Annotated in this window: 15 protein-coding genes; 6 read left to right on the top strand and 9 right to left on the bottom strand. The window is 61.6% G+C overall.

The genetic code is table 11. The features are described 5' to 3' along the window. Window positions 1-100 precede the first annotated feature (100 nt). Entirely contained in the window at window positions 101-1,039 is a 939-nt protein-coding gene (locus tag EOA13_RS10850; protein ID WP_127292297.1) for a threonine/serine dehydratase, read from the bottom strand. Continuing rightward, window positions 1,029-2,096 (bottom strand): succinylglutamate desuccinylase/aspartoacylase family protein, encoded by a 1,068-nt coding sequence (locus EOA13_RS10855; protein WP_127292300.1) that lies wholly within the window; start codon window positions 2,094-2,096, stop codon window positions 1,029-1,031. Before EOA13_RS10855 ends, EOA13_RS10850 begins: the two co-directional genes overlap by 11 nt. Here EOA13_RS10855 and EOA13_RS10860 point away from each other — a divergent pair. The 6 genes from EOA13_RS10860 to EOA13_RS10885 all read left to right on the top strand — a co-directional run bounded on the left by EOA13_RS10860 (window position 2,071) and on the right by EOA13_RS10885 (window position 8,632). Continuing rightward, window positions 2,071-3,012: an IclR family transcriptional regulator gene (locus tag EOA13_RS10860; protein ID WP_164780046.1), complete on the top strand. Its 942-nt coding sequence runs from the start codon at window positions 2,071-2,073 to the stop codon at window positions 3,010-3,012. The two genes, EOA13_RS10855 and EOA13_RS10860, sit on opposite strands and share 26 nt — an antisense overlap. Window positions 3,013-3,142: 130 nt before the next feature. Next, window positions 3,143-3,892: a GntR family transcriptional regulator gene (locus tag EOA13_RS10865; RefSeq protein ID WP_127292389.1), complete on the top strand. Its 750-nt coding sequence runs from the start codon at window positions 3,143-3,145 to the stop codon at window positions 3,890-3,892. Window positions 3,893-3,960: 68 nt separating this feature from the next. Next, window positions 3,961-5,508, top strand: a complete 1,548-nt coding sequence (locus EOA13_RS10870) for a putative N-acetylmannosamine-6-phosphate 2-epimerase (protein WP_127292302.1) — start codon at window positions 3,961-3,963, stop codon at window positions 5,506-5,508. Window positions 5,509-5,589: 81 nt separating this feature from the next. Then, entirely contained in the window at window positions 5,590-6,885 is a 1,296-nt protein-coding gene (locus tag EOA13_RS10875) for a sugar ABC transporter substrate-binding protein (RefSeq protein WP_245490348.1), read from the top strand. Between the two features lie 56 nt (window positions 6,886-6,941). After that, window positions 6,942-7,808: a sugar ABC transporter permease gene (locus EOA13_RS10880; RefSeq protein ID WP_127292307.1), complete on the top strand. Its 867-nt coding sequence runs from the start codon at window positions 6,942-6,944 to the stop codon at window positions 7,806-7,808. Window positions 7,809-7,810: 2 nt separating this feature from the next. Then, entirely contained in the window at window positions 7,811-8,632 is an 822-nt protein-coding gene (locus EOA13_RS10885) for a carbohydrate ABC transporter permease (RefSeq protein WP_127292310.1), read from the top strand. Here the strand turns inward: EOA13_RS10885 and EOA13_RS10890 are convergent. The 7 genes from EOA13_RS10890 to EOA13_RS10920 form a co-directional block, all read right to left on the bottom strand. Continuing rightward, window positions 8,622-9,749, bottom strand: a complete 1,128-nt coding sequence (locus EOA13_RS10890; protein ID WP_127292313.1) for an NAD(P)/FAD-dependent oxidoreductase — start codon at window positions 9,747-9,749, stop codon at window positions 8,622-8,624. The two genes, EOA13_RS10885 and EOA13_RS10890, sit on opposite strands and share 11 nt — an antisense overlap. Before the next feature lie 176 nt (window positions 9,750-9,925). Further along, window positions 9,926-10,303, bottom strand: coding sequence for a hypothetical protein (locus EOA13_RS10895; protein WP_127292316.1), 378 nt, complete (start codon window positions 10,301-10,303; stop codon window positions 9,926-9,928). 93 nt (window positions 10,304-10,396) lie between these two features. Next, window positions 10,397-12,007, bottom strand: a complete 1,611-nt coding sequence (locus tag EOA13_RS10900) for a GMC family oxidoreductase N-terminal domain-containing protein (RefSeq protein WP_127292319.1) — start codon at window positions 12,005-12,007, stop codon at window positions 10,397-10,399. Between the two features lie 56 nt (window positions 12,008-12,063). Then, window positions 12,064-13,101, bottom strand: coding sequence for an extracellular solute-binding protein (locus tag EOA13_RS10905; RefSeq protein ID WP_127292322.1), 1,038 nt, complete (start codon window positions 13,099-13,101; stop codon window positions 12,064-12,066). A 105-nt stretch (window positions 13,102-13,206) separates the two neighbouring features. After that, entirely contained in the window at window positions 13,207-13,995 is a 789-nt protein-coding gene (locus tag EOA13_RS10910; RefSeq protein ID WP_127292325.1) for an ABC transporter permease, read from the bottom strand. Further along, entirely contained in the window at window positions 13,992-14,891 is a 900-nt protein-coding gene (locus tag EOA13_RS10915; protein WP_031212568.1) for an ABC transporter permease, read from the bottom strand. The genes EOA13_RS10910 and EOA13_RS10915 overlap by 4 nt, the downstream gene beginning before the upstream one ends. Beyond that, window positions 14,888-15,982, bottom strand: coding sequence for an ABC transporter ATP-binding protein (locus EOA13_RS10920; protein WP_127292328.1), 1,095 nt, complete (start codon window positions 15,980-15,982; stop codon window positions 14,888-14,890). The genes EOA13_RS10915 and EOA13_RS10920 overlap by 4 nt, the downstream gene beginning before the upstream one ends. Window positions 15,983-16,070 lie beyond the last annotated feature (88 nt).

Here is a 16,070-nt window from a genome sequence, read left to right on the forward strand (position 1 = left end):
CGACGACCGTCCCAGCGACAGGCATTCCGGCGGTATTCCGCGGCACTCGTGCCGTATCCATGTCAGGGCCGCGTCCGGTGTGGACCAGCCTTGTTCAACCTCAGCCATTCAGGCCTTCGACACCGGCGCCGCAGACAAGCCCCGCGATGCGGGCGCCGCGCGGTGGCTTGAAAGCTCCGCTCGTCAACGCGGCCAGCGATGCCGCGCCGCTGAGGTCGGCGGCAATGCCGAATTCGAACCAGAGCAACTCAGCGGCCTTCTGCATGTCCGCATCCTCGACAAGGACGATGTCGTCGACGTGCTTGGCGACGATCGCGTAGATGCTTTCATCCGTGCGGCCGCAGGCCATGGTCGCCACCTTTGTCGTTATCTCGGGCAAGCGAACGACACGGCCGGCAGCCAGGGAGGCGTGAAGGGTCGGTGAACCGGTCGGCTCGACACCGATGATCCTGGCTTCAGGTTTGACGTGCTTCAGGACTTCGGACATGCCACTGATAAGGCCGCCACCGCCGATCGCGACGATGTAGATGTCGGCATCGGGAATTTGATCGACCATCTCCAGCGCCACGGTTCCCTGACCGGACACGATCTGGGCATCGGCGAAGGGATGCATGTAGAAGGCGCCGCACGCCTTTGCCTCGGCCGATGCAGCCTCATGCGCTTCATCCCAGACATTGCCTTCGAAGCGAACGTCAGCCCCCCATTTGCGCAGCTTTTCCGCCTTCAGCGGGCTTGCATTGTTCGGCAGGTAAATGGTGGCGGGAACGCCGGCTCGGGCAGCCACATAGGCGGTGGCCAGGCCGTGATTGCCGCCGGATGCGGCGACCAGTCCGTTTTCGATCCGGCTCGGCTCGAGCGTTTTCACCCGGTTCGTGGCACCCCGGATCTTGAAGGAGCCGCTCACCTGGAGGCATTCGAGTTTCAGATAGACATCATTTTGAAGGTTTGCGCCCGTGGCATGGTCGAGCTTGACGACCGGGGTGCGCCGTATGAAGGGGGCAATGCGCCGGGCAGCCGCAATGATGTCCTCATGGCTCATCGGTCAGTGCCTCTGGATATTCGTTGGCAAGCACGAAGCAGCAATTCCCCGGACGCACGCGGCCGGGCTGACGCTTGGCGAAAACGATGCCGTCGATGGGGTGAAGGAGATCGATGGGCGCGCGGGACGGCGTGTGGAGGAAGTGAATGCGTCCGGCAAGGTCGCCCTTGCTGACGGCACTGCCGAGCGGGCTCAAAGGTTCGAAGACACCGTCCTCCTCGGAAAGCAGATAGCCTTCGCTTCCGGGCACCTTGAGCACGCGCGCGTTGGCGCCAGGGGCGATGTCAGGCGCGCCTTTCAGGACGCCTGCATGTTTCAGCACATTGCGGATGCCCCTGCGGCAGATGGCCAGCGCATCCGGACTGACAAGGCCGCCGCCGGCCATCTCACTGCCGATAACGATCAGCCCCTGGTGGTTGGCGGACGCGGTCGAAGTCCGGGTTTCACCGAGATTGTCGACCATGACAACGGTCGGCGCCCCGAAGGCGAGCGTCGCCCTGATGTTCTTGCGATGCCCCAGCGCGGTGGGGGAGGGCTCGATGATCGCGCTCGGCAGGATCATCAGGGACGAACCGCCGGAGTGGAGATCCAGGAAGTAGTCGGCCATCGGAAACAGGATGTCATGCACGTAAGCCGCGATCTGGCTTGTCAGCGTGCCGTTGAAATCGCCCGGAAAACTGCGGTTGAAATTCAACCCGTCGACCGGGGAGGTGCGGGTGCCGGCCTCGACGGCCCGAATGTTGATGGCAGGGATCGCGATGATGCGACCGGCAATATCCCTCGGATCGATCTCGCGCAGGAGCTCGCCGAGCGCGATCGGCCCCTCATATTCGTCGCCGTGGTTGCCACCCTCGATCAGGACCGTCGGACCGTCGCCGTTCTTGATGACGGCGAGCGGCACGCGGACCGTGCCCCAGGCATCGTCATGCGGCGATTGGGGCACATGGAAGAAGCCGATCTGCTTGCCCTCGCGATCGAAATCGACGGACGTGTAAACACTGTTGTTCCGGGGAATGATGGTCGCGCGGACAGTGTTTGCAGGTCTCTGGACGGTCATCGGGTCGGCCTCGAAATTCATTGTCCCCGTCATCATGTCAGTTTTATATATGGTGTCAAGTTTGGATATAAAACCAATGGCAATTCCGATTTCTTGTCTCTATCGTGCGGGACCACCGGGGATTCTTCGAATGGCAGATGACGCAAAAGAGAGTGGCAAACCGACCTATTCGGCCCCGGCGCTGACCAAGGGCTTGGATGTCCTGGAGCTGCTGGCGGAGGCGCGGGCGCCCTTGACGATGAAGGAGATCGCGGAAGGCCTCGGCCGTTCGAAGAATGAGATTTTCCGGATGCTGATCGCGCTGCAGGAGCGACAATATATCGAGCGCAACGCCGAGACCGACGCCTATTCGTTGACCGACAAGCTTTTCAAGCTGGGGCTGCACACGCCGAGCGCTCAGGATCTCATGTCCGCCGCCATGCCCGAGCTGACGCAGATTGCCGGGGACTCAAATCAGTCGCCGCACCTGGTCGTCTTCAATCATGGCTTGACCGTCGTGACCGCGGCCGCTCCCGGCGGCGAGGACATGGCGTTCACGCTGCGCCTCGGCTACGGCCGCCTGGCCACCGACGCGACCTCCGGCCATGTGATACTTGCCTTCCAGCCGCCAAAGGTCGCAGCGCGGATGATCGATGAATGTGCGGCGCATTCGCCGGCGCCGCTGGATCGTGACGCGCTGGAAAAGCAGCTTCGTACCATCCGCGCGGACGGCTACTGGATGCGCGAGAGCCGTGACTTCGTCGGCATCACCGATATCTGCTGTCCGGTCATCGGGCCGGACGGCAGCGCCGTCGCCTCCATCATCGTCGCCTATATCAATCGCCATACGCGTGAAAGCCGCCATGCCTATACTCTGGAGGTCCTGCGTGCTGCCTGTGATCGCATCTCCATGAAGCTCTCACCGCGGGTTCGCTGAGGGATCTTACTGCGCTGAGGGCGCGGACGAAGCACCGTTCACGGGCCGTTTGCACCGGTTTGATAATACCAGTATAGGTCCAGTCGGGAATGTTTTGATCCTGGGTGCTTCTCGCGCGGGAGGAAAGGCAATGACAACCGTGAACCTGATCGGGCTTGTCAGTCGGGAAATGGATGCGACAGCGTCCGATGTGCCCCTTTACCGGCGGTTGAAATCGGCGATCGAGGCGGCGATCCGTTCCAATGCATTGAAGGCCGGCGCGGTTCTGCCAGGCGAGCGGATTCTGGCGGAAGCTCTGTCGATCTCACGTGTCACCGTAAGAAAGGCCCTGGCGTTGCTCGAAGAGGAAGGGCAACTCAATCGCCGGCATGGTTCCAAAACCGAGATCGGGTCGCGGGTCGAGAAATCGCTTTCGACGCTGACGAGCTTTTCGGAGGACATTCTGGCGCGCGGCCTGAAGCCTGGATGTCTATGGCTTTCCAAGCAGATAAGCCGCCCATCCCCAGCCGAAATGATGGCCTTGGGTATTGCAGGCAATACCAATGTAGTTCGCATGCGTCGTGTGCGGACGGCCGATGGCGCGCCGATCGCCGTCGAGGTCTCGGCCGTGCCGGTTCGCTTCCTTCCTTCGCCCGAGATGGTTCAGGATTCCCTTTATGAAGCGCTTGATGCACGCGGCTTCCTGCCTCAGAGGGCAGTCCAGCGCATGCGCTCGCGCGGCGCGTCGTTGGAGGATGCGAAACATCTTCATTGCGAGCCGGGCGCACCGCTGCTGATGACCGAGCGCCGCTGCTTTCTCGCCGACGGACAAATCGTCGAATACTGCGAGACACGATACAAGGGCGACGTCTACGATTTCGTCTTCGAGCTGCAAAGGTAATACCAGTTATGAACTGGTTGTAATCTGGTATTTTCCATCTATCGTGATGGCGACAGGGGAGTGCCGACGTGCAGCGGGAAGACATCGCCAACAGTCTCATCGTGTCCTGCCAGCCGGTTCCCGGCGGCCCGATGGATAGTGCGCAATTCGTGACAGGCTTTGCCAAGGCCGCTGTTGAAGCCGGAGCCAAGGCCCTGCGCATCGAATCCGTGCCCTATGTCGCGGCCGCACGCCTGGCCGTGCGCGTGCCGATCATCGGTATCGTCAAGCGCGGTCTCACCGACAGCCCGGTGCGCATCACACCCTATCTGGCCGATGTCGAGGCCCTAGCAGAGGCGGGCGCCGATATCATCGCTTTCGATGCGACGGACCGTGTCCGTCCCGTTCCTGTCGAAGCGCTTGTGAAAGCCGTCAAGGCCAGGAACAAGCTGACCATGGCCGATTGCTCCTGCCTTGACGATGCGCGCCGGGCCCTTGCCGCGGGTGTCGATTTCGTGGGCACGACGCTTTCCGGCTATGTCGGCGGGCCGGAGCCGGAGGATCCGGACATCGCCCTCGTCGCTCAAATCCGAACCCTGACCCCCTACGTCATCGCCGAAGGCCGTATCCGGTCGCCTGAGCAGGCGGCTGCCGCCGCGCGCGCCGGCGCCTGTGCCGTGGTTGTCGGCTCGGCGATCACCCGTACCGAGCACGTCACCTCATGGTTCCATCAGGCGCTTTCCGACGCCTATGCGGCGAGGGGCGCGCAAACCGCCCTTGGCACAAGTGTCCGGGGCTCAACCGTTCTGGGCATCGACATCGGGGGAACCAAGACCATGGCCGCGCTGGTCAGCGGCGGCAAGGTGATCGAGGGCATGATCGTGCCGACCGCGCGAGAGGCTGGACCCGACGCCTGGCTTGCATCCCTGGCGCAAAACACGTCGGCCTGGTCCGGCCGCTTCAGTCGCATCGGTATCGCGGTGACCGGACTGGTAGAGGATCGACGCTGGTCGGCGTTGAATCCGGCGACGCTTGGCATTCCCGATGACTACCCGCTGGTCGAAAGGGCATCCGCTGTTTTCGGCAAGCCGGTCTGTGCGTTCAACGATGCCCAGGCAGCCGCCTGGGGCGAATATAAATTCGGCGCCGGGCAAGGTCGCGACATCGTCTTTCTGACCATCTCGACTGGAATTGGCGGCGGCATCGTTTGCAACGGCCGATTGCTGTCCGGTCTAGCCGGTCACTTCGGTCTGATCCGTGGTCTGTCTGAAGACCGGGCTCCGCTCGAAGACAGCACCTCCGGCCGCTGGATCGCTTCGGAGGCCCTCAAGGCCGGTTCCAAGGCTGACGCCGCCGATGTGTTCGGACGCGCGCTGAAGGGCGAGGCCTGGGCCGGCGCCATCGTCTCGCGAAGCGCCTCGCGGGTCGCGGCGCTGTGCCGGGACATTCAGATGATGTTTGATCCGAAATTGATCGTCATCGGCGGCAGCATCGGTCTTGCAGAGGGGTATCTCGACCGGGTGCGCGCGCATCTGAGCGAGGTCCCGCCGCGCCTTTCCCCCGATCTCGTGGCGGCGAAGCTCGGAGGCCACGCCGGCGTCATCGGTGTTGCCGATCTTGCCGAACGGGCAAGGTAACGCGCCCCCGGCCATGCCATGCAAAAATCATCAAAAAAGAAGGGAACGATCATGAAATTGAGCAGGACGTCTTTTGCGCTTATGGCCACCCTCCTTGCGGGGACGGCTTTGCCGACCTTTGCCAACGCAACCGTGACCGTGCTCGGCTGGCCCGGCGGCTCCGAGGAAACCGCGCTGCGGGCAACCGTGGAAACCTATAACAAGCAGGCAGGCGATGCCGACAAGGTGGAGCTGCTGTTCTTCAACCGCGAAGGCTTTTACGACAAGCTGCAGGCCGACATGGCGGCCGGATCCAGTGCCTTCGACGTGAACCTCGTCGCCACCTACTCGCTCGGTCGCTACGCGCCTTATATGGAGCCGGTCGATCTTGGCGCGGACGCGGCCAAGGTTTTCGGCGAATCCGTTCTCAAGACGATGCAGTTCGACGGCAAGCAATACGGCGTGCCGACCGACCTTTCGCTGCACTTCATGTACTACCGCAAGGATCTCATCGACGCCCTGATGAAGGATGACGCCGCCAAGAAGACCTATGGTGAAATCGCCCAGAAATATCTCGGCAAGCCGCTCCAGCCCAAGGATCCGGACAACTGGACCTGGGACGACTGGGCAGCCACCGCCCTCTACTTCACCAAGCAGGTGAACCCGGACAGCCCGGTGCGCTACGGCACGGTCCTGCAGATGAAGAACCTGCTGTTCAACATGATGGTCTTCCAGTCGCTGCCGCGCTCCTACGGCGGCGACTGGATGGACAAGAACGGCAATGTCACGGTGGATTCCGATGCCTACAAGACCGCCCTCGAGCTCTACAAGAAACTCTATGATGCCGGGTCTTCGCCCAAGGATTCGCTGAGCTACGAATATGCGGAAACCAACGCGGCCTTCGCATCCGGCCAGGCCGCGACGGCGCTGCAGTGGAATGCCGCGGCGGCGGATCTGACCAGCACCGAAAAATCCCCGGCCGTCGCCGAGGTGACCGGGATCGTCGCGCCACCGGCAGGTCCCGACGGACGCGCCGATCATATCCACGGCCTTGGTTTGGGCCTTAACAAGAACGCCAAGAACAAGGAAGGCGCCGTCAAGTTCCTGAAGTGGCTCGCCACCCAGGATGCGGCCTTGCTCTATGCGCGCAGCGGCGGTTCGCCGGCATTGTCTCCCGATGTCGTGGCCAAGGTTGCGAAGGAACGTCCCGACCTCGTCAAGCTCGGCGAATTCGCCAGCAAGTACGGCTATGTCATGACCGGAGCGACGTCCGCGAGTGCGCTTCCGGTCTATGAGCTGCAGGCAAAGGAGTTCACTGGCTACTGGTCCGGCCAGCAGAGCCTCGAGGATGCGCTCGCCCACACCAAGGCGGGCATGCAGGACCTTCTGAAGAAATAAATTATTGGCCGGACGCCGGGTCGAGACTCGGTGTCCGGCACGTTTGGCGGATCGACATGGCCCTTGTGACACGTGCCGAAGGCAGGATGTATCTGACGCCGCTGGTCGGCTTCCTGCTTCTGTTTCTCGGCTTTCCGGCGATCGTCAATCTGATCTATTCCGTTTCGACCGTCACATTCGAGACGTTGCGCAGTCCGGTGTTGAGCGGTTTCGGTAACTATGTCGCGGTGTTGAACGACCGCGAATTCTGGAGCTCGGCCTGGTTCTCTCTGCGCTTCGGTATTCTTACCGCATCGGCGGAATGTCTGATCGGCCTTTTCCTTGCCATCTTCCTGGCGCCGCTTCTGAGCAAGCGTCCAGTCCTGATGGCGCCATTGATGCTGCCGCTGATGGTCGCGCCGGCCATGGTCGGTCTCATGTACCGGCTGGTGCTGCATGAATTCGCGGGCCCCGTCCCCTACTATCTCTTCGAATGGTTCGGCGACAGCCCGGCCTTCCTCGACATCGACAATGCCTTCCGCACCCTTGTCGTCGTGGAGACGCTGCAATGGACGCCTTTCGCCTTCCTGCTCTTCTACATGGCCTATTCGGCCATACCGCTCGACGTGCGCGAAGCCTCCTCGCTCGATGGCGCATCACCGTTTGAGATTGTCCGCTGGATCGACCTGCCGTTGATGAAGCCGACGCTGGTCATCGCGTTTTTCATCCGTTTCATCGACGGTTTCAGGGTGTTCGACAATGTCTACGCACTGACCGGCAGTGGCGCTGGCGGTTCAACGACGTCCTTGTCGATCTACATCTACCAGGCCTTCTTCAAGGAAGGGGCTATCGGCAAGGCGGTCGCCGCTTCGGTTGTGCTGTTCCTGGCTTCGTTCATCGTTCTCCACGGCCTTAACCGGCTTGCCGGCCGCAGGAAGCTTTGACGATGGTCAGGGCACTGCGCTGGATCGTTTTTGCCATCGCCGTGCTGGCGATGAATTTCCCCATTATCGTGACGCTGATCACATCGCTCAAAAGCCAGCGCGAGCTTTCGACGAACCCCGGTTTGTGGATCAGCCAGCCGACGCTCGACAACTATCTGGAGGTCCTGACGCAGACCAGCCGCTTCAACATCTATGCCTACCTGCTGAACAGCACCGTGGCGGCGCTGATTGGAACCGGCCTTGCGATCGCGCTCGCGTTCCCGGCTGCCTATGCGATCGCGCGTAGCGAGGCGGGAAAGCGCTTGGTCCTGCCGATCGTCATCAACCTTCGCGCCGTACCGCTGATCATCTTCGCGATCCCGCTCTACATGATGTACCAGTGGCTGGGCCTGCTCGATACGCAGATCGGGCTCGGGCTCATCCTGACCATCGTCAACGCGCCTCTTGCGCTCGTCATCCTGGTGAACGCGATTTCAGATGTACCGGTCGAACTCGACGAGGCGGCGAAAGTCGATGGCGCAAGTTCCTTGCAGGTGATGATGATGATCGTCCGGCCCGTCATCCGACCGGCGCTCGTCACAACCTTCATTTTCGGCTTCATCACTGCCTGGAACGAGTTCCTCTTCGGCCTCATGCTGACAACCAGCCGTGCCGTCCCGATGACGGTCGGCGCATCGTTTTTTTTCGCCGCAAGCGGCGGCGGCGTAAAATGGGGAACCGCTTCCGCGGTCATGATGCTGGGCGCCTTGCCGCCGGCCTTGCTGGGTCTTGTGATGTATCGGCAGATATCAGGATCCATGACCGCTGGAGCGGTCAAAGGCTAAGGCAAGACGAGTTCGTCGTTCTGACTAGTTGGACAACCCTATCCGACAGGGCGAGCGCACTTGTCAGGCCAGGTGACTCGATCCCGAAAAGACTGATCAGCCGTCCGGACGGATCTGCCAGAATGTCGAAATCGCCGAACTGCAACCCGTTCGTTTTAGGCCGCAGCCCGCAATAGCTCGGCTCCAGTTCCCCGTCCCTCAGCCCCGGCCAATAGCGTCGGATGGCCGCGTAAAACGGTGTGGCCCGAGTTGGGTCGACCGCGTAGCCGACCTCATCGACGGGCTCGACGTCCGGCCCGAAACGAACCGATCCGGCCATATCCAGCGTCAGGTGAACTCCGAGGCCGCCCGGTTCCGGAACCGGATAAACAAGATGGTTGAAGGACGGGCGGCGTCCAAGCGCAAAATAATTGCCTTTGACGTAGGTGACATCTGGGATTTTGCCGCCATGCCCGCCTACAAGACCCCGGGCAACGAGATGGGCTGACAATCCGGCCGCATTGATGACCAGATTTGCGGCGATCCTATAGCCTTCCATATCGCCGCCAAACTGGAGCTCGCAGCCCGTTTCGTCGACGCTGCCGCCGAGAACCGGCGCGCGAAACGCAAAGGTGGCACCGGCATTCTCGGCATCGCCCTGTAGCCCCAGCATCAGCGCGTGGCTGTCGACGATCCCCGTGCTTGGGGACAAAAGCGCGCCGGCAACGTCCAGTTCAGGCTCAAGGCGTTCCACATCCGCGCGGCTGAGCATCTCCAGGTCCGCAACACCATTGTCCGCGGCCTTGGTCCGGATCCCCTCCAGAATCGGCAATTCCGCATCGCTCGCGGCGACAATAAGCTTGCCGATGCGTTTGTGCGGAATCCCGCGCGCTTCGCAATAGTGGTAAAGCGCGTTCTTTCCTTCGACGCATAGCTGCGCTTTCAGGCTGCCCTTCGGATAGTAGATGCCGGCATGGATGACCTCGCTGTTGCGGCTCGACGTGCCCAGCCCGGGGCTGTCCTCGGCCTCCACGACAAGAACTTCGCGTCCATCGAGCGCCAGCTGCCGCGCAATCGCCAGGCCGACGACGCCGGCGCCGATGACGATGCAATCGACTTTCTCGTCGGGGACCTCCATCGTCAGTCGCCAGACCCTAGGGAACAATGCAGGACGTGCAAGCAGGCCTCACCAGAATTGCGGACCCACCGAAGGCACCGCCAGCATGAGATGTCACCACAAGCATGACATGTCACTCCACCGCCGAGCAAATAGAACGAGATGTCCAGACCGATGCCGTTCATCGGCTGATGGGTTCAGTTCAAACTTGCGTTGTGTGGCGCACGCAGCGCAATTTGTTTGCGTCCCGTTGCATTGATGCCGACCGCGATCTCGGCGGCCTTCCCAAGGTCGTGCTTCAAAATCCGGACGCAAGGCGAAAGTTCATCGTCTTTCTGCAAGGGCAACTCGGCATCACCGCGCAGGAGGCGGACACGATGCTGGAGCACTGCGCCAACTCCTTCGTCGGCATATTCACAACCTTCGACCGTCGGTTTCGCCAGCGGTTCGCGAAGGCCGACATCGAAAGGCTGCTGCGCGAGATCAACGGCGAGGCGGATGAGCGGGACGATCAAGCCGCTTGAATTCGATGGCGCGTGCCCGTGGCAGCCCAGCTGCAAAAGGTAGCGGTTCAATATTTGATTCACTGAACCGTTCCAACTCATTGTTTTGGCGCAGCTACTGACGGAAGGCCGCTGCATGCCTTACCTGGAGTTGCGCTACAGAAATTATCCCCGGCCCAGGATCATCTCCGCTGCCCGCTGCCCGATCATCATGCTGGGGGCATTGGTGTTGCCGCCGATCAGCTTCGGCATCACGGACGCATCCGCGACCCGCAAGCCACCGATGCCGCGTACCTTGAGCGTTGCCGGGTTGACGACGGCCATCGCGTCGGTCCCCATCTTGCACGTCCCCACCGGATGATAGACGGTGAGCGCTTCGGCACGCAAATAGGCGAGGATCTCGTCATCGCTGCGAACATCCTTGCCCGGCAGCATCTCCGTCCCCCTGATCGGGTCGAACTCGGATGCGGCAAAGATTTGACGCGCGATCTTGATGCCTTCGACCAACACGCTGGCGTCCTCGTCGTTCGAGAAGAAGCGATGATCGATCAGCACATCGCGGTTCGATGCCTGGCCTGACAGTTTGAGTTCGCCGACGCTTTTGGGCCTGAGCACGCAGGTGTGGATTGCGTAGCCATGGCCGTACTCCACCAGCTTGCCGCGATGGCTGCGATACCCGGGCACGAAGTGGAACTGGATGTCGGGAATGCCGTTCGCATACTTCGTCCGGGCAAAGCCGCCGGCTTCGACATAGTTGGTGGTGAGCATGCCCTTGCGGCCGGCAAAGTACCGGAAAGGCGCAGCCAGCACGCGGGGCAAGTTGGGCAGCGACAGGCCGAGCGTCTTCGTGCTCGAGGAGCGGACCGTGATCATGCCGTCGATATGGTCCTGAAGGTTCTTGCCCACGCCCGGCAGATCGACAACCGGCTTTATGCCGATCGCCTGCAGCTCGGCGGCTGCGCCGATGCCGGACGCCAGCAAGATCTTCGGTGAATTGATGGCCCCGGCCGAAAGCACGATTTCGCGGCGGGCCGACAGCGTCTTCTGCTCGCCCTTGTGCCGCACCCGTACCCCTGTCGCGCGCCCCTCGGCTATATCGAGGTCGATCACTTCGCATTCGCTGAGGATTGTGAGATTCTTGCGATCGAGCACCGGGCGCATGAAGGCGGTGAAACTGCTGAAGCGCTGGCCGCGATCCTGGGTGACATTGTAGATGCCGAGGCCGAACTGGCTTTCGGCATTGAAGTCGCTGTTGGCCGGAAGACCGGCATTGTTGCCGGCCTTGACGAACATCGACGACAGCACATTCGGATCGCGCGGCTTGTCGACCAGCAGTTCCCCGCCTGTACCGTGGTAGTGCGGGTCTTGGCCAAGCAGGTTGCGCTCGAGCTTCTTGAAGACGGGAAGCACGTCGCTGAATGCCCAGCCTGCGCAGCCGAGTCGCGACCACTCGTCATAGTCCTGCGCGGCGCCCCTGATGTAGACCATCGAGTTGATCGAACTGGAGCCGCCCAATGCCTTGCCGCGATTGACCGGAATCCTGCGGCCCTTGAGGTTGGGCTGAGGCACGCCGACATAGCAGTAGTCATAGTTCGGATTGCCGTAGAGCGAGAGGATGCCGGCAGGCACCTTGACCCGCAGGCCGCTGTCGCTGCCGCCGGCTTCGATCAGGCACACTTTGTGGGACGGGTTGGCGCTCAGGCGATTGGCAAGGACGCAACCAGCCGAGCCTGCGCCGATGACGATGTAGTCGTAGTCAAGATTTTCGGTCTGCATGGCCAGCCCCTTTGAGAATGGAGATGCCGGGGCGGCGCGCGCCCCGGCTGAGCGGCTCACTGCAGAAGCTGCGTCCAGACCTTGGTGACGAGTTCCTGCGCCGCCGGCGAGCAGGCCTGGCCCATCTTGACGGGAACGGTCGGGAACAGCTCCGGAGCGTTCTCCTTGTTGTAGAGCGCCTTGCTCTCGTCGATCTTCACCGGCGAAGAGTGGCCGTAATAATTGTACTGCGCCGTCGCGTTGTCGATCTGGGTCATGAAATCGATGAACTTCTTGGCGTTCTCGATATTGGCCGCGCCCTTCGGCACGACATAGGAATCCAGCCAGCCGACCAGACCTTCTTTCGGCATCGCGTATTCGACATTGGCCTTGTCGTTGCGGCGAAGCCTCATGGTGTTGCCGTCCCACCAGAAATGGGCGGCAACCTCGCCGCTGCCGATGCGGTTTTCGATGTTGTCGCTGGAATAGGCCGCCACGAATGGCTTCTGCGCCAGCAAGAGGTCGAGCACGCGCTTCATCTCCTGCGGATCTTCGCTGCAATATTTGATGCCGAGATAGTTTTCCGCTGCCGGAATGACTTCGTCGGGCTGCGCCAGGCTGGCGATCTTGCCGCGCAGCTCCGCCGGTGGCTCGAAATAGGTCTTCCAGCTGTCGACCGGGCCTTTGTAGAGATCGCGGTTGACAGTGTAGCCGGCATTGCCGAAGGCGAGCGGGATCGAATGATTGCCTGTCGCATCCCACCACGGTTTCTGCCAGTCCGGCAGGACTTGGCTGTAGGCCGCCATCGAGCTGGCGCCGAAATCCTCGAGCAGCCCGCTATCGATCATGATCTTCACGAAGTGCTGCGAAGGCGTGACGATGTCGTAGCCCGACGAGCCGGCCTGCAGCTTGGTCAGCAGGTCCTCGTTGGATGAGAAGGCGTCGACCGTGACCTTTATGCCGGTTTCCTTCTCGAATTTCGTGACCATCTCGGGCGAGATGGAATCCGCCCATGCGTAGATGGCCAGGCTGCCCTCGGCGAGAGCGGGCACGCTGAAGGCAAGGCTCACGGCGCCAGCCATGGCGAGCGCTGCAATTGTGGTTCTTGTCGACATCTCATTCCCCTGTTTTGTTGTTCTCCCAGGGGCGACGATAACAAACCGTCGGGTTCGATAAATTCGATTTGCCCGATGCCTTGATTAGGAAAAACTACGCCGCTGCTACTGCCGTCGCTGAAGCAGGAAGGCCACGGTCGCCAGCACCACCGAAACAATCATGATCAAGGTCGAGATTGCGTTGAGCTGCGGCGACACGCCCTGCTTGATCAGCGAGAAAATGTAGACCGGCAGCGTGGTGGCGCCGCCGGAATTCAACAGGTTGCTGGTGATGAAATCATCCATCGAGATGACGAAGGCGAGCATTGCGCCGGCGAACACGCCGGGCAGGATGAGCGGCAGCGTGACGCGACGAAAGGCGACCCAGCCGGTGGCATAGAGATCGCGGGCGGCTTCCTCCAGATCGAAGTCCATCCCCTGCAGGCGGGCGCGTATCGGCAGGAAGGCGAACGGGATGCAGAAGGTGGTGTGGGCGATCATCAGCTTCACCATTCCGTTGGCGAGCCCGATCTCGGAGAAGAGGATCAGGACGGCGACAGCAACGACGATTTCGGGCAGGAGCAGCGGCAGGTTCACCACCGCTTCGGAGATCCGGCGGAACCGGACATCGCGGCCGCGCACCAGCACCAATGCCGCCATCAACGCGACAAGCGTCGAGGCGACTGTGGCGACCGCGGCAACGAGCAGGGAGGTCTTCACCGCCGTCATCAGGTTCGCGTTGGACAAAGCGGTGGCGTACCAGTGCAATGAGAAGCCGCCCCAATTGGAGACGATCCGGTTCGCATTGAAAGAGTAGAACACCACGACGGCGATGGGCAAATAGAGATAGGCGAAGAAGATCGCGCTGAAGAGACCGAAGCCCGGATAGCGCCTGACATCATCGTCCGCGTTCATGCCGCACGCTCCAGGCCTTCGGTGCGCATCGAGCGCAGACCCTGGAAAATCAGGAAGACCATGACCGCGGCCATCAGCACGATGGCGATGGCGGCGCCGAGCGGCCAGTTGCGGGCGCCACCGAACTGCAGCTGGATGAGATTGCCCATCATCATCGTCTTGCCGCCGCCGAGCAGGGTCGGCTCCAGGACCGCGCCGAGGCTTGGAACGAACACCAGGATCGCGCCGGCGATCATGCCGGGCCGGGTGAGGGGCAGGATAACGCGGCGCAATGTGGTGAGGCGGTTGCCATAGAGATCATGCGACGCCTCGATGAGCGCAGGGTCGAGCTTTTCGATCGAGGCGAAGATCGGCAGGATCATCAGCGGAATGTAGCTGTAGACGAGACCGAGCAGCATGGCGGTGTTGCCGAACAGCAGCGAGTCCATGTTGTCGACGAGGCCGAGACCGCGAAGGGTCTTTTCGACGACACCATCCTTGCCAAGGATGATGATCCAGGAATAGACGCGCACGATCATTGAAACCCAGAATGGCAGCGTGACGAGATAGATCAGCAGCACTTTGATCGCCGGCCGCTGCAGCGCGATGAAATAGGCGACTGGGAAGCTCAGAAGCAGGCAGATCGATGTTGTCACGGCCGACAGGACCAGCGTCCTGGCAACGACGATGAGATATTGCGGATTGAACTCCAGCTCGCCGGTCCAGCCTTCGTTGAACAGCAGCTGCTTGTAGGGCGCGGTGGTGAACACATATTCGAACCCGCCGTAAGGTCCGCGCGTCGAGAACGACACCACGATGATGATACCGATCGGGATGATCAGCGTCAGCAGCATGATGAGATGGGCCGGCAGCAGGCCGAGGACATTCCAGTCAGGAGTTTTTGTGGGTGCCTTCATGCGCCGAGGATCCGCACGGATTCGGCGGCAAAGCCAACTTTTACCGATTGCCCGATTTCGAACATCTGGCCGCGGCTGACGCTGTTGCGCTTGGAGATGCGCAGCTTGGTGCCGCCCGCTTCAATCAGATAGTATGTGTAGCCGCCGAGGTAGTTGGTGCTCATGATCGTGCCGTCGATAGCGATCGGGTTGTCCTGGGCGGGCAGGCTGATTTTCTCCGGACGTATCGAGATGAAGGCCTTCTGGCCGGCGACCGCTTTCTTGTGAGAGGCCGTCAAGGTCATGCCGAGCTGCGTTTTCACGGTTGCCTGCTCGCCGTCCACGGCAATCACGTCAGCATCGAGGAAGTTGGTCTCGCCGATGAAATCGGCGACGAAGCGGTTCGACGGCTCCTCGTAGATCGCCGCGGGTGTGCCAAGCTGCTGGATCTCGCCATCGCCGAGAACGCAGATGCGATCCGACATGTCGAGCGCTTCTTCCTGGTCGTGGGTGACGAAGACGAAGGTGATGCCGGTCTTGCGCTGCAGGATGCGCAGTTCGTCGCGCATGGCTTGGCGCAGCTTCAGGTCGAGTGCCGAGAGCGGTTCGTCGAGCAGCAGCACTTCCGGTTCCGGCGCCAAAGCGCGGGCGAGCGCGACGCGCTGGCGCTGGCCGCCCGACAATTGCTGCGGCTTGCGCCCGGCAAAGGCCTCCATATGGACGAGACGAAGCATATCGGCGACGCGCGTATCGCGGCGGTCCTTTGACCAGCCGAGGTTTTCGAGCCCGAAGCCGATGTTCTGTTCGACGCTCATATGCGGAAACAGGGCGTAGCTCTGGAAGACGGTGTTGACCCGCCGCTTATGCGGGGGGAGTCCCTGTATGTCCGAGCCGTGCAGGAAAATCTGCCCCGCCGTCGGCTGCTCGAAACCGGCGATCATGCGCAGCAGGGTGGTCTTGCCGCAGCCGCTCGGGCCGAGCAGCGTGAAGAACTCGTTGTCGTAGATGTCGAAGGAAACAGGCTTCAGCGCCTGATAGGTGCCGAACACCTTGGAGACGCCCTTGATCTCGACGGCCTTTCGAGGTGCGCCGTGGCCGGCCTCGTCATTCATGGTCAGGCGCTCCGGTCAGGACTTTTTGCGGGCTCGGCGATGAAGGTGATCGACGCCGCGCCACTGAGAACGGGCGCGGCGTCGATCA

It is taken from the genome of Mesorhizobium sp. M7A.F.Ca.US.011.01.1.1, assembly GCF_003998295.1.
Taxonomy (GTDB): domain Bacteria; phylum Pseudomonadota; class Alphaproteobacteria; order Rhizobiales; family Rhizobiaceae; genus Mesorhizobium.

What these genes read in the sequence shown, in the direction of transcription:
- EOA13_RS10855 (WP_127292300.1), bottom strand. Translation starts at nt 2,096, where the DNA reads ATGACCGTCCAGAGACCTGCAAACACTGTCCGCGCGACCATCATTCCC.
- EOA13_RS10920 (WP_127292328.1), bottom strand. Translation starts at nt 15,982, where the DNA reads ATGAATGACGAGGCCGGCCACGGCGCACCTCGAAAGGCCGTCGAGATC.
- EOA13_RS10875 (WP_245490348.1), top strand. Translation starts at nt 5,590, where the DNA reads ATGGCCACCCTCCTTGCGGGGACGGCTTTGCCGACCTTTGCCAACGCA.
- EOA13_RS10910 (WP_127292325.1), bottom strand. Translation starts at nt 13,995, where the DNA reads ATGAACGCGGACGATGATGTCAGGCGCTATCCGGGCTTCGGTCTCTTC.
- EOA13_RS10915 (WP_031212568.1), bottom strand. Translation starts at nt 14,891, where the DNA reads ATGAAGGCACCCACAAAAACTCCTGACTGGAATGTCCTCGGCCTGCTG.
- EOA13_RS10885 (WP_127292310.1), top strand. Translation starts at nt 7,811, where the DNA reads ATGGTCAGGGCACTGCGCTGGATCGTTTTTGCCATCGCCGTGCTGGCG.
- EOA13_RS10850 (WP_127292297.1), bottom strand. Translation starts at nt 1,039, where the DNA reads ATGAGCCATGAGGACATCATTGCGGCTGCCCGGCGCATTGCCCCCTTC.
- EOA13_RS10880 (WP_127292307.1), top strand. Translation starts at nt 6,942, where the DNA reads ATGGCCCTTGTGACACGTGCCGAAGGCAGGATGTATCTGACGCCGCTG.
- EOA13_RS10900 (WP_127292319.1), bottom strand. Translation starts at nt 12,007, where the DNA reads ATGCAGACCGAAAATCTTGACTACGACTACATCGTCATCGGCGCAGGC.
- EOA13_RS10905 (WP_127292322.1), bottom strand. Translation starts at nt 13,101, where the DNA reads ATGTCGACAAGAACCACAATTGCAGCGCTCGCCATGGCTGGCGCCGTG.
- EOA13_RS10890 (WP_127292313.1), bottom strand. Translation starts at nt 9,749, where the DNA reads ATGGAGGTCCCCGACGAGAAAGTCGATTGCATCGTCATCGGCGCCGGC.
- EOA13_RS10865 (WP_127292389.1), top strand. Translation starts at nt 3,143, where the DNA reads ATGACAACCGTGAACCTGATCGGGCTTGTCAGTCGGGAAATGGATGCG.